Source organism: Bacteroidales bacterium (assembly GCA_035299085.1).
Taxonomy (GTDB): Bacteria; Bacteroidota; Bacteroidia; order Bacteroidales; family UBA10428; genus UBA5072.
The window spans coordinates 12,275-31,531 of record DATGXG010000040.1 but is presented as its reverse complement, the minus strand read 5'-3'; the positions used below and the strand labels follow the sequence as shown (position 1 = coordinate 31,531).

The 19,257-nt window shown below is 42.9% G+C and carries 12 protein-coding genes; 5 read left to right on the top strand and 7 right to left on the bottom strand.

Annotation, left to right across the window (positions count from 1 at the left end; translation table 11 throughout):
• Nucleotides 1-22 precede the first annotated feature (22 nt).
• From VK179_13105 to VK179_13090, 4 genes are all read left to right on the top strand, one after another.
• Nucleotides 23-1,672, top strand: coding sequence for a GAF domain-containing protein (locus VK179_13105; GenBank protein ID HLO59678.1), 1,650 nt, complete (start codon nt 23-25; stop codon nt 1,670-1,672).
• Between the two features lie 8 nt (nt 1,673-1,680).
• Nucleotides 1,681-2,586: an NTP transferase domain-containing protein gene (locus tag VK179_13100; protein HLO59677.1), complete on the top strand. Its 906-nt coding sequence runs from the start codon at nt 1,681-1,683 to the stop codon at nt 2,584-2,586.
• Nucleotides 2,587-2,690: 104 nt separating this feature from the next.
• Complete coding sequence (locus VK179_13095; protein HLO59676.1) at nt 2,691-3,206, top strand: YfiR family protein; 516 nt, start codon at nt 2,691-2,693, stop codon at nt 3,204-3,206.
• 6 nt (nt 3,207-3,212) lie between these two features.
• Nucleotides 3,213-5,324: a TonB-dependent receptor gene (locus VK179_13090; GenBank protein HLO59675.1), complete on the top strand. Its 2,112-nt coding sequence runs from the start codon at nt 3,213-3,215 to the stop codon at nt 5,322-5,324.
• A gap of 1 nt (nt 5,325) precedes the next feature.
• Here the strand turns inward: VK179_13090 and VK179_13085 are convergent, their stop codons facing one another.
• A complete protein-coding gene (locus tag VK179_13085) occupies nt 5,326-6,681 on the bottom strand; it encodes a sugar porter family MFS transporter (GenBank protein HLO59674.1) in 1,356 nt (451 codons plus the stop codon).
• Between the two features lie 90 nt (nt 6,682-6,771).
• Nucleotides 6,772-7,344 carry a DUF4251 domain-containing protein gene (locus tag VK179_13080; GenBank protein HLO59673.1) on the bottom strand — a complete coding sequence of 191 codons (573 nt, stop codon included), beginning with the start codon at nt 7,342-7,344 and terminating at the stop codon, nt 6,772-6,774.
• 149 nt (nt 7,345-7,493) lie between these two features.
• Between VK179_13080 and mutL the strand changes: the two genes are divergently transcribed.
• Complete coding sequence (gene mutL, locus VK179_13075; GenBank protein ID HLO59672.1) at nt 7,494-9,287, top strand: DNA mismatch repair endonuclease MutL; 1,794 nt, start codon at nt 7,494-7,496, stop codon at nt 9,285-9,287.
• On the opposite strand, the gene VK179_13070 is transcribed toward mutL, so the two are convergent.
• From VK179_13070 to VK179_13050, 5 genes are all read right to left on the bottom strand, one after another.
• Nucleotides 9,280-12,036, bottom strand: a complete 2,757-nt coding sequence (locus tag VK179_13070; protein HLO59671.1) for a DUF4832 domain-containing protein — start codon at nt 12,034-12,036, stop codon at nt 9,280-9,282. The two genes, mutL and VK179_13070, sit on opposite strands and share 8 nt — an antisense overlap.
• A gap of 111 nt (nt 12,037-12,147) precedes the next feature.
• Nucleotides 12,148-13,032: a PKD domain-containing protein gene (locus VK179_13065; protein HLO59670.1), complete on the bottom strand. Its 885-nt coding sequence runs from the start codon at nt 13,030-13,032 to the stop codon at nt 12,148-12,150.
• Between the two features lie 41 nt (nt 13,033-13,073).
• A complete protein-coding gene (locus VK179_13060; GenBank protein HLO59669.1) occupies nt 13,074-14,654 on the bottom strand; it encodes a glycoside hydrolase family 31 protein in 1,581 nt (526 codons plus the stop codon).
• Nucleotides 14,647-16,182 carry a RagB/SusD family nutrient uptake outer membrane protein gene (locus VK179_13055; protein ID HLO59668.1) on the bottom strand — a complete coding sequence of 512 codons (1,536 nt, stop codon included), beginning with the start codon at nt 16,180-16,182 and terminating at the stop codon, nt 14,647-14,649. Before VK179_13055 ends, VK179_13060 begins: the two co-directional genes overlap by 8 nt.
• Before the next feature lie 13 nt (nt 16,183-16,195).
• Complete coding sequence (locus tag VK179_13050; GenBank protein HLO59667.1) at nt 16,196-19,192, bottom strand: SusC/RagA family TonB-linked outer membrane protein; 2,997 nt, start codon at nt 19,190-19,192, stop codon at nt 16,196-16,198.
• Nucleotides 19,193-19,257 lie beyond the last annotated feature (65 nt).

The following is a 19,257-nucleotide window of genomic DNA, read 5'->3' as shown; positions in this document are numbered from 1 at the left end:
AGAAATAAAAACAGTCATCACCATGAGACTAAAAATCGCTGCCAAAATCGGATTGGGTTTTGGTATCATAACCGTTGCTGTTATCATCAATGCATGGGTTACAAGTAAAACACTTGAGAAGAGCCGGAATATCAATGAAACCATAATGAACGTGTACACTCCTTCGCAGGAGTATATTTCGGAATTGTACACGAAGATCAGCGACTCCCGTATGCTCATCAAATCATGGGTTTCAATTGATCATATTTCGGATACACCCGATAAGCTCAAACTGAAATCCCTCCATGAAACCGATTACAAAATGGTGATGGATACCCTTAAACAGTTAAGTCAGTTATGGGATAGTGTCAATTTCAGAAAGCAATTGTATCATATCGACTCGGTGATCGTGGATTCGTTGTTCCCGAAGCATCAGTACATCATGAGCCAGTTGAATTCACTTGAAAAATATGATGATACCTTTATCGTATTTGAGGTAACCCCCATGACTGAAGAAGGTGGCGATGTTATGGTTCTGACGCACAGAGTTCTTCAACAAATTGACAAGTTAAGAAAATCACAGGATGCCATCGTTGAAAAAGGCCGCCAGGAAATGCTTTCTACTTTCAACAGGTTTCAGAACTGGATATTCATTATGGGTTTGATCCTTGTTGTGGGCGCCATTATTGTAGGCGTACTGGTTATTAATTCACTTGTGGTTCCGATCAACCGCACCAAAAACATACTGCAGTCAATGGGCCGTGGTGTTCTTCCCAAAGACAAGCTTGAAGAAGGTACCGATGAACTGGGCCAGATGGCCGGTGCGCTGAATAACCTTGTAAAAGGCCTGACAAACATTTTCAACTTTTCTGTCGACATTGGTAAGGGCAACTTTGATTCTCATTTTGAACCGTTGAGTGATGAAGACGTATTGGGTCATTCTTTGCTTGAAATGAGAAACGAACTGAAAAAAGCCGCCGATGAAGAAGATCGCCGCAAAGAAGAGGATGAACACCGGAACTGGGCAGCACAGGGCGTTGCTAAATTCAGTGATATACTCCGTACCAATACAAATGACCTGGGCGAACTTTCCTATAATATTATAAGCAATCTCGTAAAATACACGAATTCCAACCAGGGCGGACTTTATATCGTCAATGACAACGATAAGAACGACTTGTTCATTGAAATGAAAGCCAGTTATGCTTTTGACCGCCGGAAATTTATAACAAAGCGCATTGAAATCGGTGAAGGACTTGTCGGCCGTTGTTACCAGGAAAAAGAGAGAATCTATCTTACTGATATCCCGCATGACTATATGAAAATCACTTCAGGTCTCGGCGAAGACAGTCCGAAAGCCCTGTTGATTGTTCCTCTTGTATATAATGATGTGATTTACGGTTTGATTGAAATCGCCTCTTTCGAAAATTACCCGGCTCATGTTATTGAATTCATTGAGCGAATCGGTGAGAGCATTGCGGCAACCATTTCGTCAAGCAAAGCCCAGATACAGACTGCTCTGTTACTTGAACAGTCGCAGCAACAGGCCGAGGAAATGTCTTCACAGGAAGAAGAAATGAGGCAGAATATGGAAGAGCTGAGGGCTACACAGGAGCAATCAGCCCGACGTGAAGAAGAATTGAGCCGGGAAGTGAATGATTTAAGAAAACGAATTAAAGAACTTACTCAATAAAAACAGGGATGCGTCCTACACTTTTAATCCTGGCTGCCGGGATGGGCAGCCGTTATGGAAGTCTGAAACAAGTTGACCGATTTGGTCCGTCAGGGGAAACCATAGTTGAATATTCAATTTACGACGCCATCAGGGCAGGATTTGAAAAAATCGTGATGGTAGTGAGACGTGAATTCGTTGACGACTTCAGGGAAATTGTTCTTAAGCGGGCTTTTAAAAAGGCGGATATTCAATTTGTTTACCAGGAACTCGGTAATCTGCCGGCTGGTTTTGCGCTTCCCGCTAACAGGGTAAAGCCCTGGGGAACCGGCCATGCTGTGCTCATGGCCGCAGATGCCATTAACACACCGTTTGCAGTGATCAACGCGGACGACTTTTATGGCGCCGGTTCATATGAAGTGATGGGTAAATTCCTGTCCGCAGAACAAAAGGGCCCTATTGAGGAATATTGCATTGTGTCATACCAGCTCGACAATACCTTATCGGAATCAGGATCGGTATCAAGAGGCGTCTGCCATGTTGATCATGACGGGTACCTGACAACCATTGCAGAACATAAAAAAATAGCAAGGAACAGCGACCAGATCACCGGCGACCTTGAAGGAAAAGCTGTCTCATTTAACGGGAAGGAACCTGTTTCCATGAATCTTATCGGGTTCAGGCCAAGCATGTTCACTCATCTTAAAAAGCAGTTCTCAGAATTCCTGAAAAATAATATTGAAAAGCCCGATGCAGAGTTTTATATTCCTTTTGCCATGAACGAAGTGATTCGTTCGGGTGATGCAAAAGTTAAAGCCCTGCATACAGATGAAAAATGGTTCGGAGTTACCTATAAAGAAGATAAACCCCTTGTGATGAACAGTCTTCAGAAGCTGGTTGAAAAAGGAGTTTATCCAATGGACCTTTGGGCATAGTTATAGGTAAGTCGTGAGCTCAGCGTAAACGCTCAGCAAGACATAACTGAAGTGTTGTTCTGCCAAACCCGGTAATCGCTTGAAACACTCAAACGTTATATATTATGTTCCGGAAAAAGGTATGCTGGATGTTTCTCTTTGCAGCATTATACTTGGGTTCAGGTAACACATGTCATGCCCAGGAGGAAAAGCTGAAATCAATTTTTGTTTATAATTTTACGAGGTATCTCGACTGGCCTCAGAAACCAGGAAATTTCCTGATTCTGATCTTAGGAAAAACCCCTTTGGCAGCTGAGTTATCCGATATTGCCCTTAAGAAAAAAGTTGGCAATTCCCAGATTGAAATCCGCACAATTAATTCAGTACATGAAATCGAAGACTGTCACATTCTGTATGTAACCGCTTCTAAGACTGATAATTTACCCTTAATCGTTCCTTTATCAAAAAACAAGAATTTCCTGGTTATAACTGAAAAAGACGGAAGCTGCAAAGAAGGATCCGGTATCAATTTTATTAATAAGGACGGAAAACTAACTTTTGAAATATCAAAAACGAATGTAGAGAGCTGCGGGCTTACGGTTCTCTCGTCCCTGTTTTCTTTAGGCAAGGTTGTAAATTGAAAGACTATGAAAAACAGCATAAAATCACTCATTCAATACGGTTTCTGCATACCTGCATTTATTCTGATTCAGGGCTTAAGCAGTGTCTCGGCCCAAACGCTTGACAGTGCACAAATCGCAACGATGACAAGAGAAGAAATCCGGCTTCTTACAAAGGACCAGTTGCTTGATTTAAGTATGGAAAACCTGGTGTTCCTTGCTGAAAAAATGGGAATTTCAATAGATGAATTATTGAACCTGAAAACCAGTGTGGCATCCAAAGTGATATTAACACCGCGTGAAACTCCCGGTATTGTTTCCTTTATTACAAAAGAAGAAATTACCAATTCAGGAGCCAGGGATCTGATTGATGTATTGCGGATGGTTCCGGGATTTGATTTCGGCTATGATGTGCAGGGAGTAGTCGGGGTCGGATTAAGAGGAAATTGGGTGCATGAAGGTAAGATCCTGATGATGATTGACGGTTTACCGGTTAATGAGTTAAGCTATGCAAACATTCCGTTCGGTAATCACTTTCCGGTGGACCAGATTAAACGGATTGAAATCATACGCGGGCCCGGATCAACTATGTATGGAGGCACGGCTGAATTGGGTGTTATAAATATTATTACAGATGAAGGATCGGATCTGAATGGAACAAGGGTTACAGGCACATATGGCATTAGCGGAAATAATACAGCGAGGGACAATATAAATGTAAGCACCGGTTTCAATATCGGAAGCTGGGACATAGCAGCACATGAATTTATCGGCAAAGCCAACCGCAGTGATCAGCCTTTCATTGAGTATATCAGCAATCATGATAATATAATTGACCTTTCCGAAGGAGGAAGTGAGATTAACACAAGGCAGATCAATTTTTCAGCAACGAATGACACTTTCAGTTTCCGGTTTATTTATGATGATTATAAAACACAATATAATTATTTTGAAGACAGTGCTACAGGTAATAAAGCTTCGGTAAACGAATTCAGGAGTGCGCTGGGTGAGATAAAATACAATTATCACATCAATAATAAACTCAATATAATTCCCTCATTAAAATACAAATACAACAGGCCTTATTTTGAAAAAGACTACTGGAGAAATTTCAGAATCAACAGGCTGGCAGGTTCGTTAATGTCGAATTATTTACCCGATGATAAAACAACCCTTGTAGCAGGTATAGAATATTATTCTGATTACGGTCACTGTATAGAGGATTCAGGTTATTTCTTTTCGGATTCAAGCCGCAACCTGAGACTGAACAACCTGATCCTGTATGCCGAAGGAATCCGGAAAATGGGTAAAGTTAATATGGTAGCCGGTATCCGGGCGGAACATAACAGTAAATACGGATGGGCTGCAGCCCCGCGAATAGGTCTGACGGGTGTTTTTGGTAAATTTCATTTTAAGGCTCTTTTCAGCAGTGCATTCCGGTCACCCGCCATTGGCAATATTGACGTAGCAAACAGTATCAGGCCTGAGAAATCGTATATCACCGAAGTTGAAATGGGTTACAGGTTGAATAACAGCATGTTCATCACAGCCAATATTTTTGATATAGCCATTAATAAAAGCATCATGTATTTTGATAATGGCGGTTGGGATCCGGGAACCGACTGGGGGTACAAAAACACCGATAATTCAGGAAGTGACGGAATGGAAATTGAATGGAAGGTTATTCATTCAAAGGGCTATTTAACCCTTAACTATTCATATTATACACAGGCTTTCCGCAAAATTCCCGAATTATATGCAGTGCCGGGTCACAACAATGATGCACTTGCACTGGCAAGGCAGAAACTGGCACTTAATACAGGCATAAACCTTGGCCCGCACATGACTTTGAATCCATCCGCAGTCCTGATCGGAAAGAAATACGCATATACGGATGTTGACAGCGAAGAAAATCCATTGGTTAGTCCGGTTGGTCCTGACTATCTTATCAATTTTTCACTCGTTTATCATGATTTACTGGTGAAAGGATTAGATATTTCATGTGCAGTTTTTGACATACTGAATGAAAAGCCACCGTTCATACAGCCCTATGATGGCGGATTCTATCCCTTTCCGGGAAGTTCAAGAGAATTAGTGTTCAGGATTATGCTGAACAGCCAGATGCTCGGGGATCGCTGATCTACAATCCCAATTCGTTCTGAATCTGCTCGAGCGCTTTTCCTTTCGTTTCAGGGAACAGGAAATAAACGACAAAGAACTGAAGCAGCATCATCAGGGCGAAAAATATAAAGGCGAAGCCTGTATTTAATGGATTTCCCGAAGCAATTACAGGGAATACCCATGAAATCAGGGCGGCAAAAAGCCAGTGGGTAAGACTTCCGAACGACTGTCCTTTAGCTCTTACTTTATTGGGGAATATTTCGGATATGAAAACCCATATAACGGCACCCTGTGAGGCGGCGAAAAAGGCTATGAAACCGATAAGTCCCGCCAGTACTGCAGCACCTCCGAAACTCTTTACAAGGAATCCTAGCGACACCAGCAGGAGCATAAACACCATGCCAACAGAACCTGTAAGAAGAAGTTTTTTACGCCCGATCTTATCAATGATCATCATGGCAATCAGTGTAAATACAAGGTTTGTAAAACCTACCGATACTGAACGGAATAATGACGAAGTGCGGTCAAGTCCAGCCATTTCAAATATCCTGGGTGCATAATACATAATGGCATTGATACCTGAAAACTGGTTAAAAAAGGCGATCAGAAAAGCAAGCAACAGGGGTAATTTTAGTTTCGCGGAAAACAATTTCTCTGACCGGATATGTTTTTCAGAAGTGATGGACTCTTCGATAGCAGCTATTTGAGCATCGATATTTTTCTCTCCCAGTTTTCCCAGCGTTTCAACGGCAAGGGCTTTGTTCTTTTTCATCATCAGCCACCTTGGAGTTTCAGGAATCAGGAATAACAGGAGGAAAAATATGGCAGCCGGAAACGACTGAACGCCCAGCATCCAACGCCAGCTTGTCTGATCGGAGACGATGGCGATAATATAATTTGAAAGGAAAGCAAGGAGGATGCCGGTTACCACATTAAGCTGGAATAACGCCACAAGCCTGCCACGCTTTTCAGCCGGTGAAATTTCGGCAATATACATAGGACCGATAACCGATGACGCACCTACTCCGAGTCCTCCAAGGAACCTGAAGATCACTATGCTGATCCACTGGTTAGAGAGGGCGGCTCCCAACGATGAAAACAAAAAGAGAATAGCTATGAAGGAAAGTACTTTTTTACGTCCGAAATGATCAGCAGGCTTGCTGGCAGCAATGGCACCGATAATGGTACCTATAAGTGCGACAGCAACAGTAAAACCGTGCCAGAAGCCGGTAAGTTGAAATAATTCCTGGATTGCTTTTTCAGCACCTGATATCACTGCAGTATCAAAACCAAAGAGAAATCCGCCTAATCCTGCGATCCAGGCGTTTCGGGCAAGGTAATTATTTTTCATCCGGTTGTATTTTACCGGAAAGATAGCAAAAAAAAAAGACTGTAGACTATAGGCTGTAGACTATAGGTGATTGCTCATCCCAAAGCCTACAGCCTATAGCCTACAGCCTACAGCCTATATTGTCATTCCCTGGTAAACCTTTGATCGTTCGATCGGTTTTATAATGCCGTGATAATTCAGCTTACCGTGACTCAGACCGGATATGGAAGCGTTAGTATTTGAACCCGGCGAGATATTAAGTGAAATATCATAGGTTCCAAGAGTTGTATTTGCCATAAGTCTTATCCAGTACCCATTTTTATTGCGTCCGGTTTTCTGAACATCAAACCGGGAGATATGTCCCCTTGTGGTTACACCGCCCATACCGTTTGTACCGCCGATACCGGTAGTTGAAGCAATCTGCATCACAATGTCGGATGAATCCACTATAATGAAATTGATCAGGCTGTTTACCATGATACGTTCCCCTGTCTGATTGCTTAAGTAATCCGCTTCGAGTACAAACCTCTTTTTTGCCACAAGAGAATCAACCATGCGGGCGACTTCCACGTCGTGAATGCGCCGTAATTCAGTTTTTTCCTCCTTTGTCAGTTTCCTGCTGCTTTTTGTTTCAAGAGCTTCTTCCTGCTGTGCAAAAGTAAAGACAGCCAGGAATGACAACAATACAGAAACTATTATCTTTTTCATACTTCAATCTGTTAATGTAATTCGAAATAAATACATGAAAATGAGAACGACATATATGATAATCAAAATATATGCCACTAAAATAGTCTGAAGCTACATTTTTATAGGTACTAATAAGTACCTTTGATGACTTCGATTATTACCCGTAAATGGCCGATATTATTCATTTATTACCTGAATCTGTTGCTAACCAGATTGCTGCCGGAGAGGTTGTGCAACGGCCTGCTTCGGTGATTAAGGAACTGGTTGAGAATTCAATTGATGCAGGCAGTTCACAGGTAAAGGTAATTACAAGGGACGGCGGAAAATCACTAATCCAGGTTGTCGACAACGGATGCGGCATGTCGGAGACCGATGCCCGTATGAGCTTTGAGCGCCATGCCACTTCAAAAATACGTGAGGCCAATGACCTATTTGCCATCCGCACCCTGGGATTCAGGGGTGAAGCCCTTGCATCGGTTGCTTCAGTGGCCCAGGTGGTGCTCCGGACCCGCAAACACGATAGCGACCTGGGTGTAGAACTGGTAGTTTCAGGTTCTGTAGTTGAATCGCAGCAACCTGTAAATTGTGCGCCGGGAACCAGCATGGCTGTCAGAAATCTGTTTTTCAATGTTCCGGCCAGGAGGAAATTCCTGAAAACAAACAACGCGGAACTAAAGCACATTATTTATGAATTTCAGCGTGTAGCTCTTGCCAACCCTGATATTGAATTCGTTCTTGAACACAATGAGGATGAAATATACAATCTTCCTAAAAGCAACCTCAAACAGCGCATTGTTCATATTTTCGGAAAGGCGATCAACCAGAATTTAACCGATATCAATACGGACACAACCATAGTGAGAATTTCAGGTTTTATCGGGAAGCCTGAATTCGCCCGCAGATCACCCGGAGAGCAATTTTTCTTTGTCAATGGCAGGTATATGAAGCATCCGTATTTTAATAAAGCGGTTCTCAGTGCATATGAAAAAATATTGCCTCCTGAAACCATTCCTTCGTATTTTATATTCCTTGATGTGGATCCCGACACCATCGATATTAATATCCACCCTACAAAAACAGAGATCAAATTTGAAAATGAACTGGCCATTTTTCAGATCCTGATGGCTGCTACCAGGGAGTCCCTTGGAAAATTCAACCTGATGCCTTCCATTGATTTTAACACGGAAAGTTCGATGGATTTCCCTGTTTTCAGAAACGACCGACCCCTTGTAAGTCCCGAAATAATGTTCAACCATTCGTATAATCCCTTTACCGAAGAGCAAAAACGGACGAGGGTCGGCAATGACGAAGATAACCTGCGAAACTGGGAAACCCTGTATGTACAGAAACCTTTACCTGCAGAAGAACAGCAGGTTCTGCCTGTGGAGGACGGCAGTCATACAGATTCACTGATTCAGTTAAAAAACCGGTTCATACTCACACCGGTAAAATCGGGACTGATGATGATTGATCAGAAGCGGGCCCATGAACGAATCCTCTTCGAGCAATACCTCAGGTCATTTGCCATGAATTACCCGTTGGCGCAGCGAACCTTGTTCCCTGAAACCATTGAGCTTGACCAGGCGGATTACCTTGTACTTCGTGAAATCATGGAAGACCTCCACACCATTGGTTTCGATATCCGTGATTTTGGCGGAAATACAGTGGTTCTTGCGGGTTATCCGGCCGACAGCAGTTTTGAGAACGCCCGTGAACTGCTCGAAGTATTTCTCGAACAGTTTAAAAGCACCGCAAGCGATATTAAAGTCAATGTCCGTGAGAGAATTTCACGATCAATGGCCATAGCCGGCTCAGTTGGCTATGGGGAGACTCTTACACGCAAGGCTATGCAGGAACTTGTTGATGCGTTATTTGCCTGCGAAAGTCCCGGCTACTCTCCCTCCGGCAAACCCATAGTGGTGATTACCGAAATGGAAGAGATTGAGAAGAGGTTTAAATAATTATCTTTTTGTTCACCACGGTATTGCCTGTGTTCAGCCGGATGATGTATACACCCCGCGGTAAAGACGGCATCTTAATATTCCCTGTATTCTTTCCCGTCATTTTTAACCGTTCGTTCATTACCAGTTTTCCATCAACTGAAAAAATAGAAACGCGTTCGGGTAGATTCCGTGTTGTATTGAAAACAAAGAATATTTCCCGATCTTTAGTGTATACCGTGAAGTTCATATCCTGATCCATCACCTCATCAGTACCTGTTGAAAGCGTCGATTGAACTACCGGTCCGGCAATTTCCGAAAGTCCGCTGAAATTGTAGCTGTATACGGTGTACTCGTATACGGTTTCTTCTTTAAGAGGACTGTCGATCAACTGATTGTCATTTACCTGCAAATTAAAGACGGTGTCCGAATTATTTGATTTATCGGTTCTCGTCAAGACATAACCCACACAATCAGCACATTTATCCCATTTGACAATTAACTTGCTGGCAGGTGAGTTTACGGAATTTCTGACCGATAAATTTGCAGGCCTGGCGGGAGCGGGTATAAATTCGTAAAATGTACTCGGTTTCCCTTCAAACGGAATATAAAGATCCCTGTCTTTTAAATGAATAATTACCGCGCAGAAAACCTTCCTTACCTGGTTGTTAGATTCCAGCATGGTTACCGGAATTTTAAATTCAAGTGCATGTTCATTTATGGCTAACGAGTCAATGGCCGCCACAGGTTCAAAATTTCCTGATACATACCTGAAAAGGCCGTCTTTCGTTAATTTGAAATCGAATCCCGAAGATGACCAGATCATCGGATTTTCACCTGTATTCAGGTTTTCATCCGTATTAAAATAAATGGAAAAATCAATAATTGAGTCGCCCGATAGGATTCCATCCAGGTATCCGTCGCTTGTATTGTGTAGTTTCAAAAAGCAATCCTTACCTTCTGAAGAAATGCCGGCTGAAGGAACTACGGCATTCCAGTCATTTTCATCGGCATTAACCGAAATTTCAGGATATCTGTAGTTGCAATCAGCGGTTACTATGTTTTTAACCTGTGAATATTCCGAGCGTTCATTTTGTATGAGCCGATATGCCCGGTAATAATAGTGTGTATTTTCAGATAAGCCGTTATCACTGAAACTGATATTTCCTGATAAACCTGAAAGAGTAGCCAGTATTGTGAAATCATCAAGAGGGTCCGTGCTTCGTTCAACGATCACCTGTGAAGCTGAATCTCCGGTTTGCGGGGCAAGGCTAATGATAGCATTCCGGCAATAAGAGGTAACATAAATGGATGGCGAAGGTATATTTGCATTCTGGTCAATGGAATACGAACTAAAATAGTTTTCTCCTGAATAGTCATTGCCCGATGCGTTCTGGTTGATGTGCAATGTATGGTTTAGCCGGTTCATACCCAATGAATTATTCCATAGATAATTGTTAGCGAGCCGTATGGAATAATCAGGATTAAAACGGAGCATATATCTTGGATCAGGCAGGCTAAGGTAAACATCATAGTCACCTTCAGCCATGAATGAAGGTATTCCCACCTCAGCACTTATCTCAAAAGGTACATTCAATTCCTTTTTCCTGATTTCATAGTTTATTCGTGAAAAATACAATTGCCCGGTGGTTTTGTTTTTTAAAACCACTTCCGCATTTCTTGGGTTTACCGGATTTGAATATCCGCTGTTCTGCAGGTTAAATTTCAATTTAAAAGAGCCGTTTTGCCTGGCGGAATCCTGAATTTCCGCATCAACAAGAGAGTATCTGTATCCCAGGTTTCGCAGCATATCATTATAACAGCCATTTTGCTGCCATTCATTGATTATGGGACCGTAATAATCATGGTTAATAAATGTCCAGTGGAATCGCTGCATCTCACTAACACTGGTATCACAGTTTGACCGGGGCGGAAACCAGTCGCAGGTTTCTCCTCCGAGCGTTGTATATTTACTGTCCTTTTCAAGATATTGTTTTTCAATCCTTATGTTTCTGTAACTTCCCACATCGTTTTCTGATGAAACGAAACAATCATTGTGATGCGAAATCCTTGATTTGGGTGTGCCTGAATACGCTTCATCGGCTGTAACAGGAATCGAATCAAAGATGCTCATTTTATAACCAACGTAGCGCAACTGAATCATCCTGTCGGCAGGAACTGCATCAAGAAGGGAATTGACGAGATCTCTTCTTTCCTGTAAATCGGCAGCTGTAATGTTGTTAGGCGATCCGGTGGCAAAATGATCGGTATAGTACCATTCACCCCATGCCCCGATGAATCCGGCCTGAACTATAAAAATTACATCGGAATTATCAGTAAGTATCGGTTTTAACTGGGCTATGTGTTTTTTTACCTGGTCAGGCGTTGCATCGCCGTAAGGAGCTGCCATTGAAGCGGTGTAGGCAAACCTGACAATGGCCTTAATCCCGGCTTCCCTTATTTTACTGAAATCCTCCCTTATTTTGTTCAGGTAAGCCTCCGATATAGGAGTGTTTACATAGTCATACAGGTAAAAAATCCGGTAAATCAATGTATATCCGCTTTCACGGTATGATTTAAGTGTTTCTGCATCCAGAGTGCCGGTAGAGCTGTTCCTTTCCGTATACCTGTAAAAACCTCTTTCGGGATTAGCAAATACCGAATCATTTTGAGTGTAAGTGTAAAAGCTTAATTGCTGGGCATTCAGGATGTCTGAAATACCAAGCGCCAACACTAAACCGACCAGAATTTTTATTTTTAGAGAATGCATATGACCCATGGACTTATTATACAAAGTAAACCGTTTTTGAATTCATTCCAGAATTGATGTCAGGTAAGGTTTCCCTTCCCGACATCAATCTGACCCTAACCTTAACCTATATTATTTCAGCATAGTGTAAGTAGCCGGAACTGCTTCGGTTTCTTTCGGAGGTATTGTACCTACATTCGACCAGTTATTATCGCTGTTGGAGAATAATACACGGATTACGTTGCCTAATGCAGGCTGTGTAAACATATCCTTCATCAGAGAGAATTCAATTGCTTTTTCCTCACCCACTGCCACATAATTTGAAGATTCATACATGGCATTTGTGGTAATGAAATCTTCCCAGGGCCAGTTGGAATCGGGTCCGGTTGCGGTTTTTAAAACAGAGCCTGCATTTACACCTTCCCAGGGTTCTACAACGGCTTCCATCAGGTACTCAATTCCCGGTGTAGTAAACCAGTTCCAGTATCCCCAGCCGGTTTCCGCATTATTATCGGCATCAATGTACATCTGTAAAACCTGGCCTATTGATGAAGTGCCTTTCACGTAAAAATAAAGGAAGCTTTTGCTGTCAATAGCCTTAGCCTGTATAAGCGTTCTGCCTTCGCCGTCGGGAAAGGACAGGATGTCGGGAACATCGGCCCAGTCTTCAAAATTGCCGTCAATCGTAATAGGCTGTACTTCGTTTACATCCACATCGTAAGTTACGGTTGCGGTGCCACCGGAGCCTTTTACTTCAAGGGTTACGCTGTATGTGCCATAATCGGCATAAGTATGTACCGGTGACTGTTCGGTTGATGTGTTTTCATCGCCGAAATCCCATGAATACGTAGTGGCATTTGTAGATGCATCGGTGAAAGTTACCTGCAGATCGTCCACTGTGTAGTCGAATTCAGCCACGGGCTTAGGGTCATCATCCTTTTTGCAGGATGATACAAGGGTAAGAACTCCTATCGCAAAGAACAGGAAGAGATTGCGAGAAAATTTGTTGGTTTTCATAATCCTTAATTTAAAAATTTAATATTCTATTTTAAGTCTGGTTATTTAAGCTTTTTATAATGAGGTATTCTATCCAGTTCAGAAACCTCTTTAATTAAACAGGGTCCGTTTATTATTTTGCCCTTATCATCCACCCATTTTCCGGGAGGGATTGCAACTTCCCTGTAATCCGATTTGGTTACGAACGGAGCCACAAGCAACCGGTCACCCAGCAAAAACTGATCGCTGACTTCAGCGTACCCGCAATGCGGGAAAACATACTCCATTGACCTGACAACCGGTTCCCCGCTTTTTGCTGCTTTTTCCGCCAGTTCAAGGATCAGATCGGAATATTGCATTCTGATGGCTATGGCTTGCTTAACTGCATTGAAATGCAGACTATCCAGCACTCTCCATGGAGCAACCGAAAACTGCATCATGGGCATGAAGACATGGCACTGGGCCGAACGTACTATTAATTCCTGGTCCACTTTATCAAGGTTCACAAACGATCCCATTTCACCACCGCCGATCATATCGGGACAAGTAAACGGATAGCCCATGATTCCCTGAAGGAGGATGTCGGGAATTAAAGACTGCAGATCTTTCCAGCTGTGACTTTTATCCCTGAGCCTTTGAGCCAAAGGTTGGCCGCCCATTTTCCAGGTAGCCCTGTATTCATTTAACGGAAATGCCCGTCCGATTTCTGAGAAAAGTTCAGTTTGCCGGTTTGGTGTAATATTCACCGTTGCAAGGCCATCCACATAGTATTCCGGATCACCGGCGTCAAATTTGAAACCGTCAATCCCATATTCATTCTGCAGGTAATGCAGCTGGTTTATTAACCATTCTTTTGCGTAAGGATTAGTCAGATCAAGAACCGAACTGTATCCGTTCCACCAGTGAATCATCTTTGTCTCACCCGATGTGGTCCGCAAAACTGCCTTTTTAGTTTCAAGCATTCTGCCATTTTCACTGTCAGCGCTTATAAAAGGGCATATCCAAAGCATAACGCGGAAGCCCATGTGGTGAAGCGAATCCATCATCGCCTTTGGGTCAGTAAATCGGCCGGGGTGAAAGTCCCATTTACCATAATCTTCCTGCCAGTTATCATCAATCATGATCACACCGGGAGGCAAGCCCGTTTTGATAATTTTCGAAGCATAATTGAGAACGTCCTGCTGATTCTGGTTATGCAACAATTCTATCCAGGTGTTATACTGTGGATTTTGAAACATGATTTTTGCAGGCAACGCACCGGCAGGAGGAAAATAATTCTGAGAGGCATATAAAAAAGCTCCCCGCAAGTTATCTGCCACCTTCTTCACAATGCATTCGCCACTGGATGTTGTTAGAAAGATGCTGTCATTTCTGACCTCTGCGGCGAATGGATCCTCGGACCATATTATTCTTCCCTGATCAGAAAGGAGCAGAGGCTGAGCCTGGTTACCATAGAGGTTTCCGTTTAAATCGGCCTTATACCCGCTTTTTAAGGGCTGGATGCTCCCATGGCTTATAATTCCCATCCACCAGTGTTCATTCTTTGCTATCGCAATATTTTGCTGAGCGGATGCGAGCGACAGAATAAACAAGCCCGAAACCACCAAGAGTATACCGTGTTTGTATAGCTTTCTGTTAGTCATTTTGAGCGCAGGCCGGATTGTAGATTGTTTCAGCTAATGGAATATAGAAGATCTGGCGCGGTCCGTTGTAAGGATATATTTCAGGTTCTCCGTTCACATTCTGCGCTGACGGGTAACTCCTGTCCAGGTCTATCTTATTTCTCAGAAGATCATCCCTTCTCTGTCCTTCAAATGCAAGTTCAATCCTTCTTTCTGTAAGCACGGCATCCAATGCATCCGTGTAACCATGAGTGGCGGTAAGGTTAGATAATGTAACCAGCTCTTCTCCTGAAAGCCCTGCTCTTTCGCGGATTGTATTCACATCATCAAGCGCCTGGCCGTTCATGTTTAAATGTGCATAAGCTTCCGCCCTGTTCAGGTATATCTCCGAAAGCCTGATGTATGCCGGTGAGCAAAGAGTAGGTCTGCCTTCTATCTGGTATGAAAATTTATTGATATAGAATTTTTTAAAAGTTGTTCCCGGATAGATTGCAATGGAATGATCCGCATTGTAAACGGTATCGATAAACTCATTCCGGATATCATGGGGATACCTGGCCACCAGTTCATGATAGGATTGTGAAGGATACACTTCGCCCCATCCTTTTCCCCTGCTGTCGCCATTGTACATTGAACCCAGCGATGCATCCAGTTTATCCTCATCGGGACCGTAGTAAATGATGAACATAGCCTCAGATGAAGAAGGCGTATTCCACATAGATGTTATATAGGAGTCGTGAGGGGCCAGGGTGAATGGACTCTCATCGATAACTTTGTTGGCATAATAAATTACGGAATCGTATTGGCCGGTAAACAGGAATGCCCTTGACAGAAGGCCAAGAGCAGCCCATTTATTGGCATATTTTTTCGATTCGTCAATGGTGCCTTCCCTCATGATCATCAGTTCAGCTGCCGAATGCAAATCGGAAATAATCTGTTTGTATGTTTCACCAACGGTTGCCCTGGCCTTGGCATCCGTTTCGGACGGACTTAATCTCAGTATGATTCCGGGATTTTCGTCACCGTGCGAGGGTGGAAATGAAAATACACGTGCCATGTCGAAAAAAGCCATAGCCCTGTAAAAATAGGCTTCGCCCAGATACTGTTTTATTTCTTTTCCCGAAGTGGCATCGATTTTAACCTTGTCTATAATGTTGTTGGCCTCCATTACGATTTTATAACCCGTATACCACAGGTATGATGTATTAAGCTGATCCGGTATATGTTGCCGGTTAAACGAATACCATAGGTTATCGACTGTGCTTTTGGTTATCATCACATTGTCCGAAGGAAACTCCGTGAGATGGTTAAGGTGCCTGATATAGATATTTCTGGGATCGTTTGTAAGCTGTTCCTTCATCATCATTAGGCAGCCGTTTGCCATTCCTTTTACTCCACTCGGATCGGTCGCCAGCGATTCGGATGTCAGATCGGAATAGGGAACCAGATCAAGTTCGCAGCTTATGAAAAGTGGCAGACAGAAAAGGATTAGTAAACTGATTATGTATCCTTTCATTTTACCGGTTTTCTTGTTTATAAATGATTTCATTTTTCAAGGATTTTTAGAAACTGATTTCGATACCTGCATTAAATTGCCTGCTGATGGGGTATTTGAACGAAGACACGCCCGGTAGCAGCCATGAGCTCGTAAACAAAGGAACATCCGGATCCATTCCAGTGAATTTCGTCCATGTTTTCAGGTTATCCACCATGAGGTTAATCTTCATCGAGCTGATTTTAACTTTGTTGGTGATGGATGACGGCACCTGATAGCTCAGAGTGATATTCCGGATTCTTAAATAACTGCCAACTTCGAGGTAGCGTGAAGAATATTCATGAGCATTGTTATTTCCTCCGATTACGGGTTTCGGATGCGTGGCAATGTCTCCGGGTTTTGCCCAGCGCGACATTCCGGGCTGCAATTTGTAGGCATTCACATTCAGGTTGGCTCCGTCATTGTCTAGCTGCTGACGGGTAGCATTGTAAATTTTATTGCCTGAAACAAAGGAGAATGCGGCAGAAAGCGAAATGCCTTTATATCCTAAAACGGTTCCGAAACCACCCGTGAATTTTGGGAAAGGAGAGGCAACCGACTGGAATGTGGCTTCATTATAGGATGAGGTTTTTTCAGTGCTTACCACTTGCCCGTTGGAATCGTAAATAAGCTTTTCCCAAAGGGGATTTCCGTTGTCAGGATCCACTCCCAGCCATTTAGGCATATACCAGTTAAAGGCAGGTTTACCCGGCTCAAGGATTTGCCGAAAAGTCTCTGCAGAAACAATGATATTATTAACACCCTGCTTATCGGATAATTTAACAAGCTCGTTATGGTTGGCTGAAATATTAAAGTTTAAATCCCAGGTAAAACCATTTGTACTTAACACTGCACCATTGACTGAGAATTCAATTCCTTTGTTTTGTATTTCACCCACGTTCTTCCACTGGTATTCAAATCCCTGTGAACTGGGGAGAGGATCCTGGAATAATAAATCCTGTGTACGCGTGTTATAATAGTCGATGTTAAACTCCACTTTCCGGAATAATCCAAGGTCCAGACCTAAATTGAAGGGATGGCTTGTTTCCCAGGTAAGGTTATAATTGCCCATATTGGAGGGGTAATAGGCTGTCTGGTCGTTATATATATATCCGCCGGAATAGGAAGGGAAATAGGGGTAATAATTGTCGTTCGGAAAGGTTTCATTCCCAACTGCACCGTAGCTTGTTCTCAGTTTCAGATAATTCACCGAAGGCAACGATTTCATGAAGTTTTCTGCAGTTACAAGCCATGATGCGGAGGCTGTGAAGAAGTTTGCATATTTCGAATCGGGGGAGAATTTTGAAGAACCGTCTCTTCTGGCCGAAAGGGTAAGAAAGTATTTTTTTTGAAAGTCGTAATTCAACTGTGATAATACCGAAAATGTGGATACTTCAGCTTTTGTTCCCACTGCTTTTTCAATTGAACCGGCTACGCCAAGAACTTCCTGTCCCGGCAGGATTCCATTTCCCACTCCGCCATAACCTGATTCAATCGTGTATTTTCCGCCTTCAACCCCGGCCAGTCCGCTTATGTTGTGGGGACCAAATGCCTTTTCAAACTTAAGCAGAGTCGTATTTCCATACGAACGTCCGAAATTGATCGAATTCAATATTCGACCGTCAACTGCTGATCCTTCATATGACAAAGGAGATTCAATCTCTTCGTATTTACCATAGCTTCCCGAGGCGGATGAGCGTGTCTCAAGTTTCAGCCATTTGGTAAACGTGTAGTTGATTGTGAGGCTTCCTGAAAAATCGAGCCCGTAATTATCATACTTATTGTATTGCAGTGAATGATAAGGGTTATTTGTGACATTCGAATACCAGCCGGCTTTTTTGATATCATATACGGCATCTCCGTTTTCGTCATACGGAAGGTCCCACGGCATAAGCCTGAAAGCACCCTGTGCCAGTGACCAGTGCGGATAGCGTGAATAATTGTATGAACCGGTTACATTGGTTGTCATTGACAAACGCTCTGAGAAAGCATGTTTTACTTTTGAACGGACGCTGATTCTTTTATAATTTGTGGATTTGAGCGTTCCCTCGTCATTCATATAATCGAATGAAAGAAAGTAATTGGTCGCTTCATTTCCGCCCGAACCGCTCACGTAAGCGGTTGTCATGTCTGATTCCGTGTAGGTATTTCCTATCCAGTCATAGTCTCTTTTCAAAAGTTCTTTAGGCCGGATAATTGAGAAAAGAGTTGAAGGGTACACCGATTTATGGTAACTATAAAGTTCCTGGCTGTTCATGACCATGAATTTTCCGAATTCGGGTTTTTTAATGCCCCTGGTTATTTTGGCCGTTATCATGGATTTATTCCTGGAACCACTTTTAGTTGTGATGAGGATAACACCCGCAGCGGCTCTGGAACCATACAAGCCGGTTGCTCCGGCATCCTTGAGCACCGTGACGCTTTCAATATCATTCGGGTCATAGGAACCACCAATAATTCCATCAACTACTACCAAAGGTCGCTGTGATGAAAAAACCGATCCTACACCCCGGATTCGAATATCCGCTGACTGCCCGGGCTGTCCTGATGAATTCTGTACCTGTACGCCTGCGACTTTTCCGACGAGCATTTCTTCAATGCTGTTTGTGGTTACCTTATTAATGTCGTCAGCTTTAAGGGCGACCACAGCACTTGAAATTTCAGTTTTCTTTTTATCGGAATAAGCCATAACCACAATTTCATTCAGAACTGTGTTTTCGGGAATGAGAATAACGTCAATCGTTTTTTGGCTGTTAACTGTTATCTCTTCCTTCTGGTATCCTATAAAGCTGAAAATAAGCTTATCCGTTGCGGCATTTACCTTTACCGAATACTGGCCGTTAATATCAGTGACAGTTCCGTTGTTAGTACCGGCTATCAGAACTGTTGCTCCGACCACCGGTTTGCTTTCGTTATCTGTCACCGTACCGCGAATGACTGATTCCTGGGCAATAACCTGCAGGAGAGTAAGCCCGCATAATACCCCAGTAAGAATGATATTCCTTAGTATTACACTATATTTCATTTCTTTGAATTTTGGATTGTTTGATTCATGCATTTATGAATAGGTAAAGAAGAATGATGCTTAGG

Coding starts and splice junctions, on each gene's coding strand:
- VK179_13105 (HLO59678.1), top strand. CDS start 23: ATGAGACTAAAAATCGCTGCCAAAATCGGATTGGGTTTTGGTATCATA.
- VK179_13100 (HLO59677.1), top strand. CDS start 1,681: ATGCGTCCTACACTTTTAATCCTGGCTGCCGGGATGGGCAGCCGTTAT.
- VK179_13095 (HLO59676.1), top strand. CDS start 2,691: ATGTTCCGGAAAAAGGTATGCTGGATGTTTCTCTTTGCAGCATTATAC.
- VK179_13090 (HLO59675.1), top strand. CDS start 3,213: ATGAAAAACAGCATAAAATCACTCATTCAATACGGTTTCTGCATACCT.
- VK179_13080 (HLO59673.1), bottom strand. CDS start 7,344: ATGAAAAAGATAATAGTTTCTGTATTGTTGTCATTCCTGGCTGTCTTT.
- mutL (HLO59672.1), top strand. CDS start 7,494: ATGGCCGATATTATTCATTTATTACCTGAATCTGTTGCTAACCAGATT.
- VK179_13070 (HLO59671.1), bottom strand. CDS start 12,036: ATGCATTCTCTAAAAATAAAAATTCTGGTCGGTTTAGTGTTGGCGCTT.
- VK179_13065 (HLO59670.1), bottom strand. CDS start 13,032: ATGAAAACCAACAAATTTTCTCGCAATCTCTTCCTGTTCTTTGCGATA.
- VK179_13060 (HLO59669.1), bottom strand. CDS start 14,654: ATGACTAACAGAAAGCTATACAAACACGGTATACTCTTGGTGGTTTCG.
- VK179_13055 (HLO59668.1), bottom strand. CDS start 16,182: ATGAAATCATTTATAAACAAGAAAACCGGTAAAATGAAAGGATACATA.
- VK179_13050 (HLO59667.1), bottom strand. CDS start 19,192: ATGAAATATAGTGTAATACTAAGGAATATCATTCTTACTGGGGTATTA.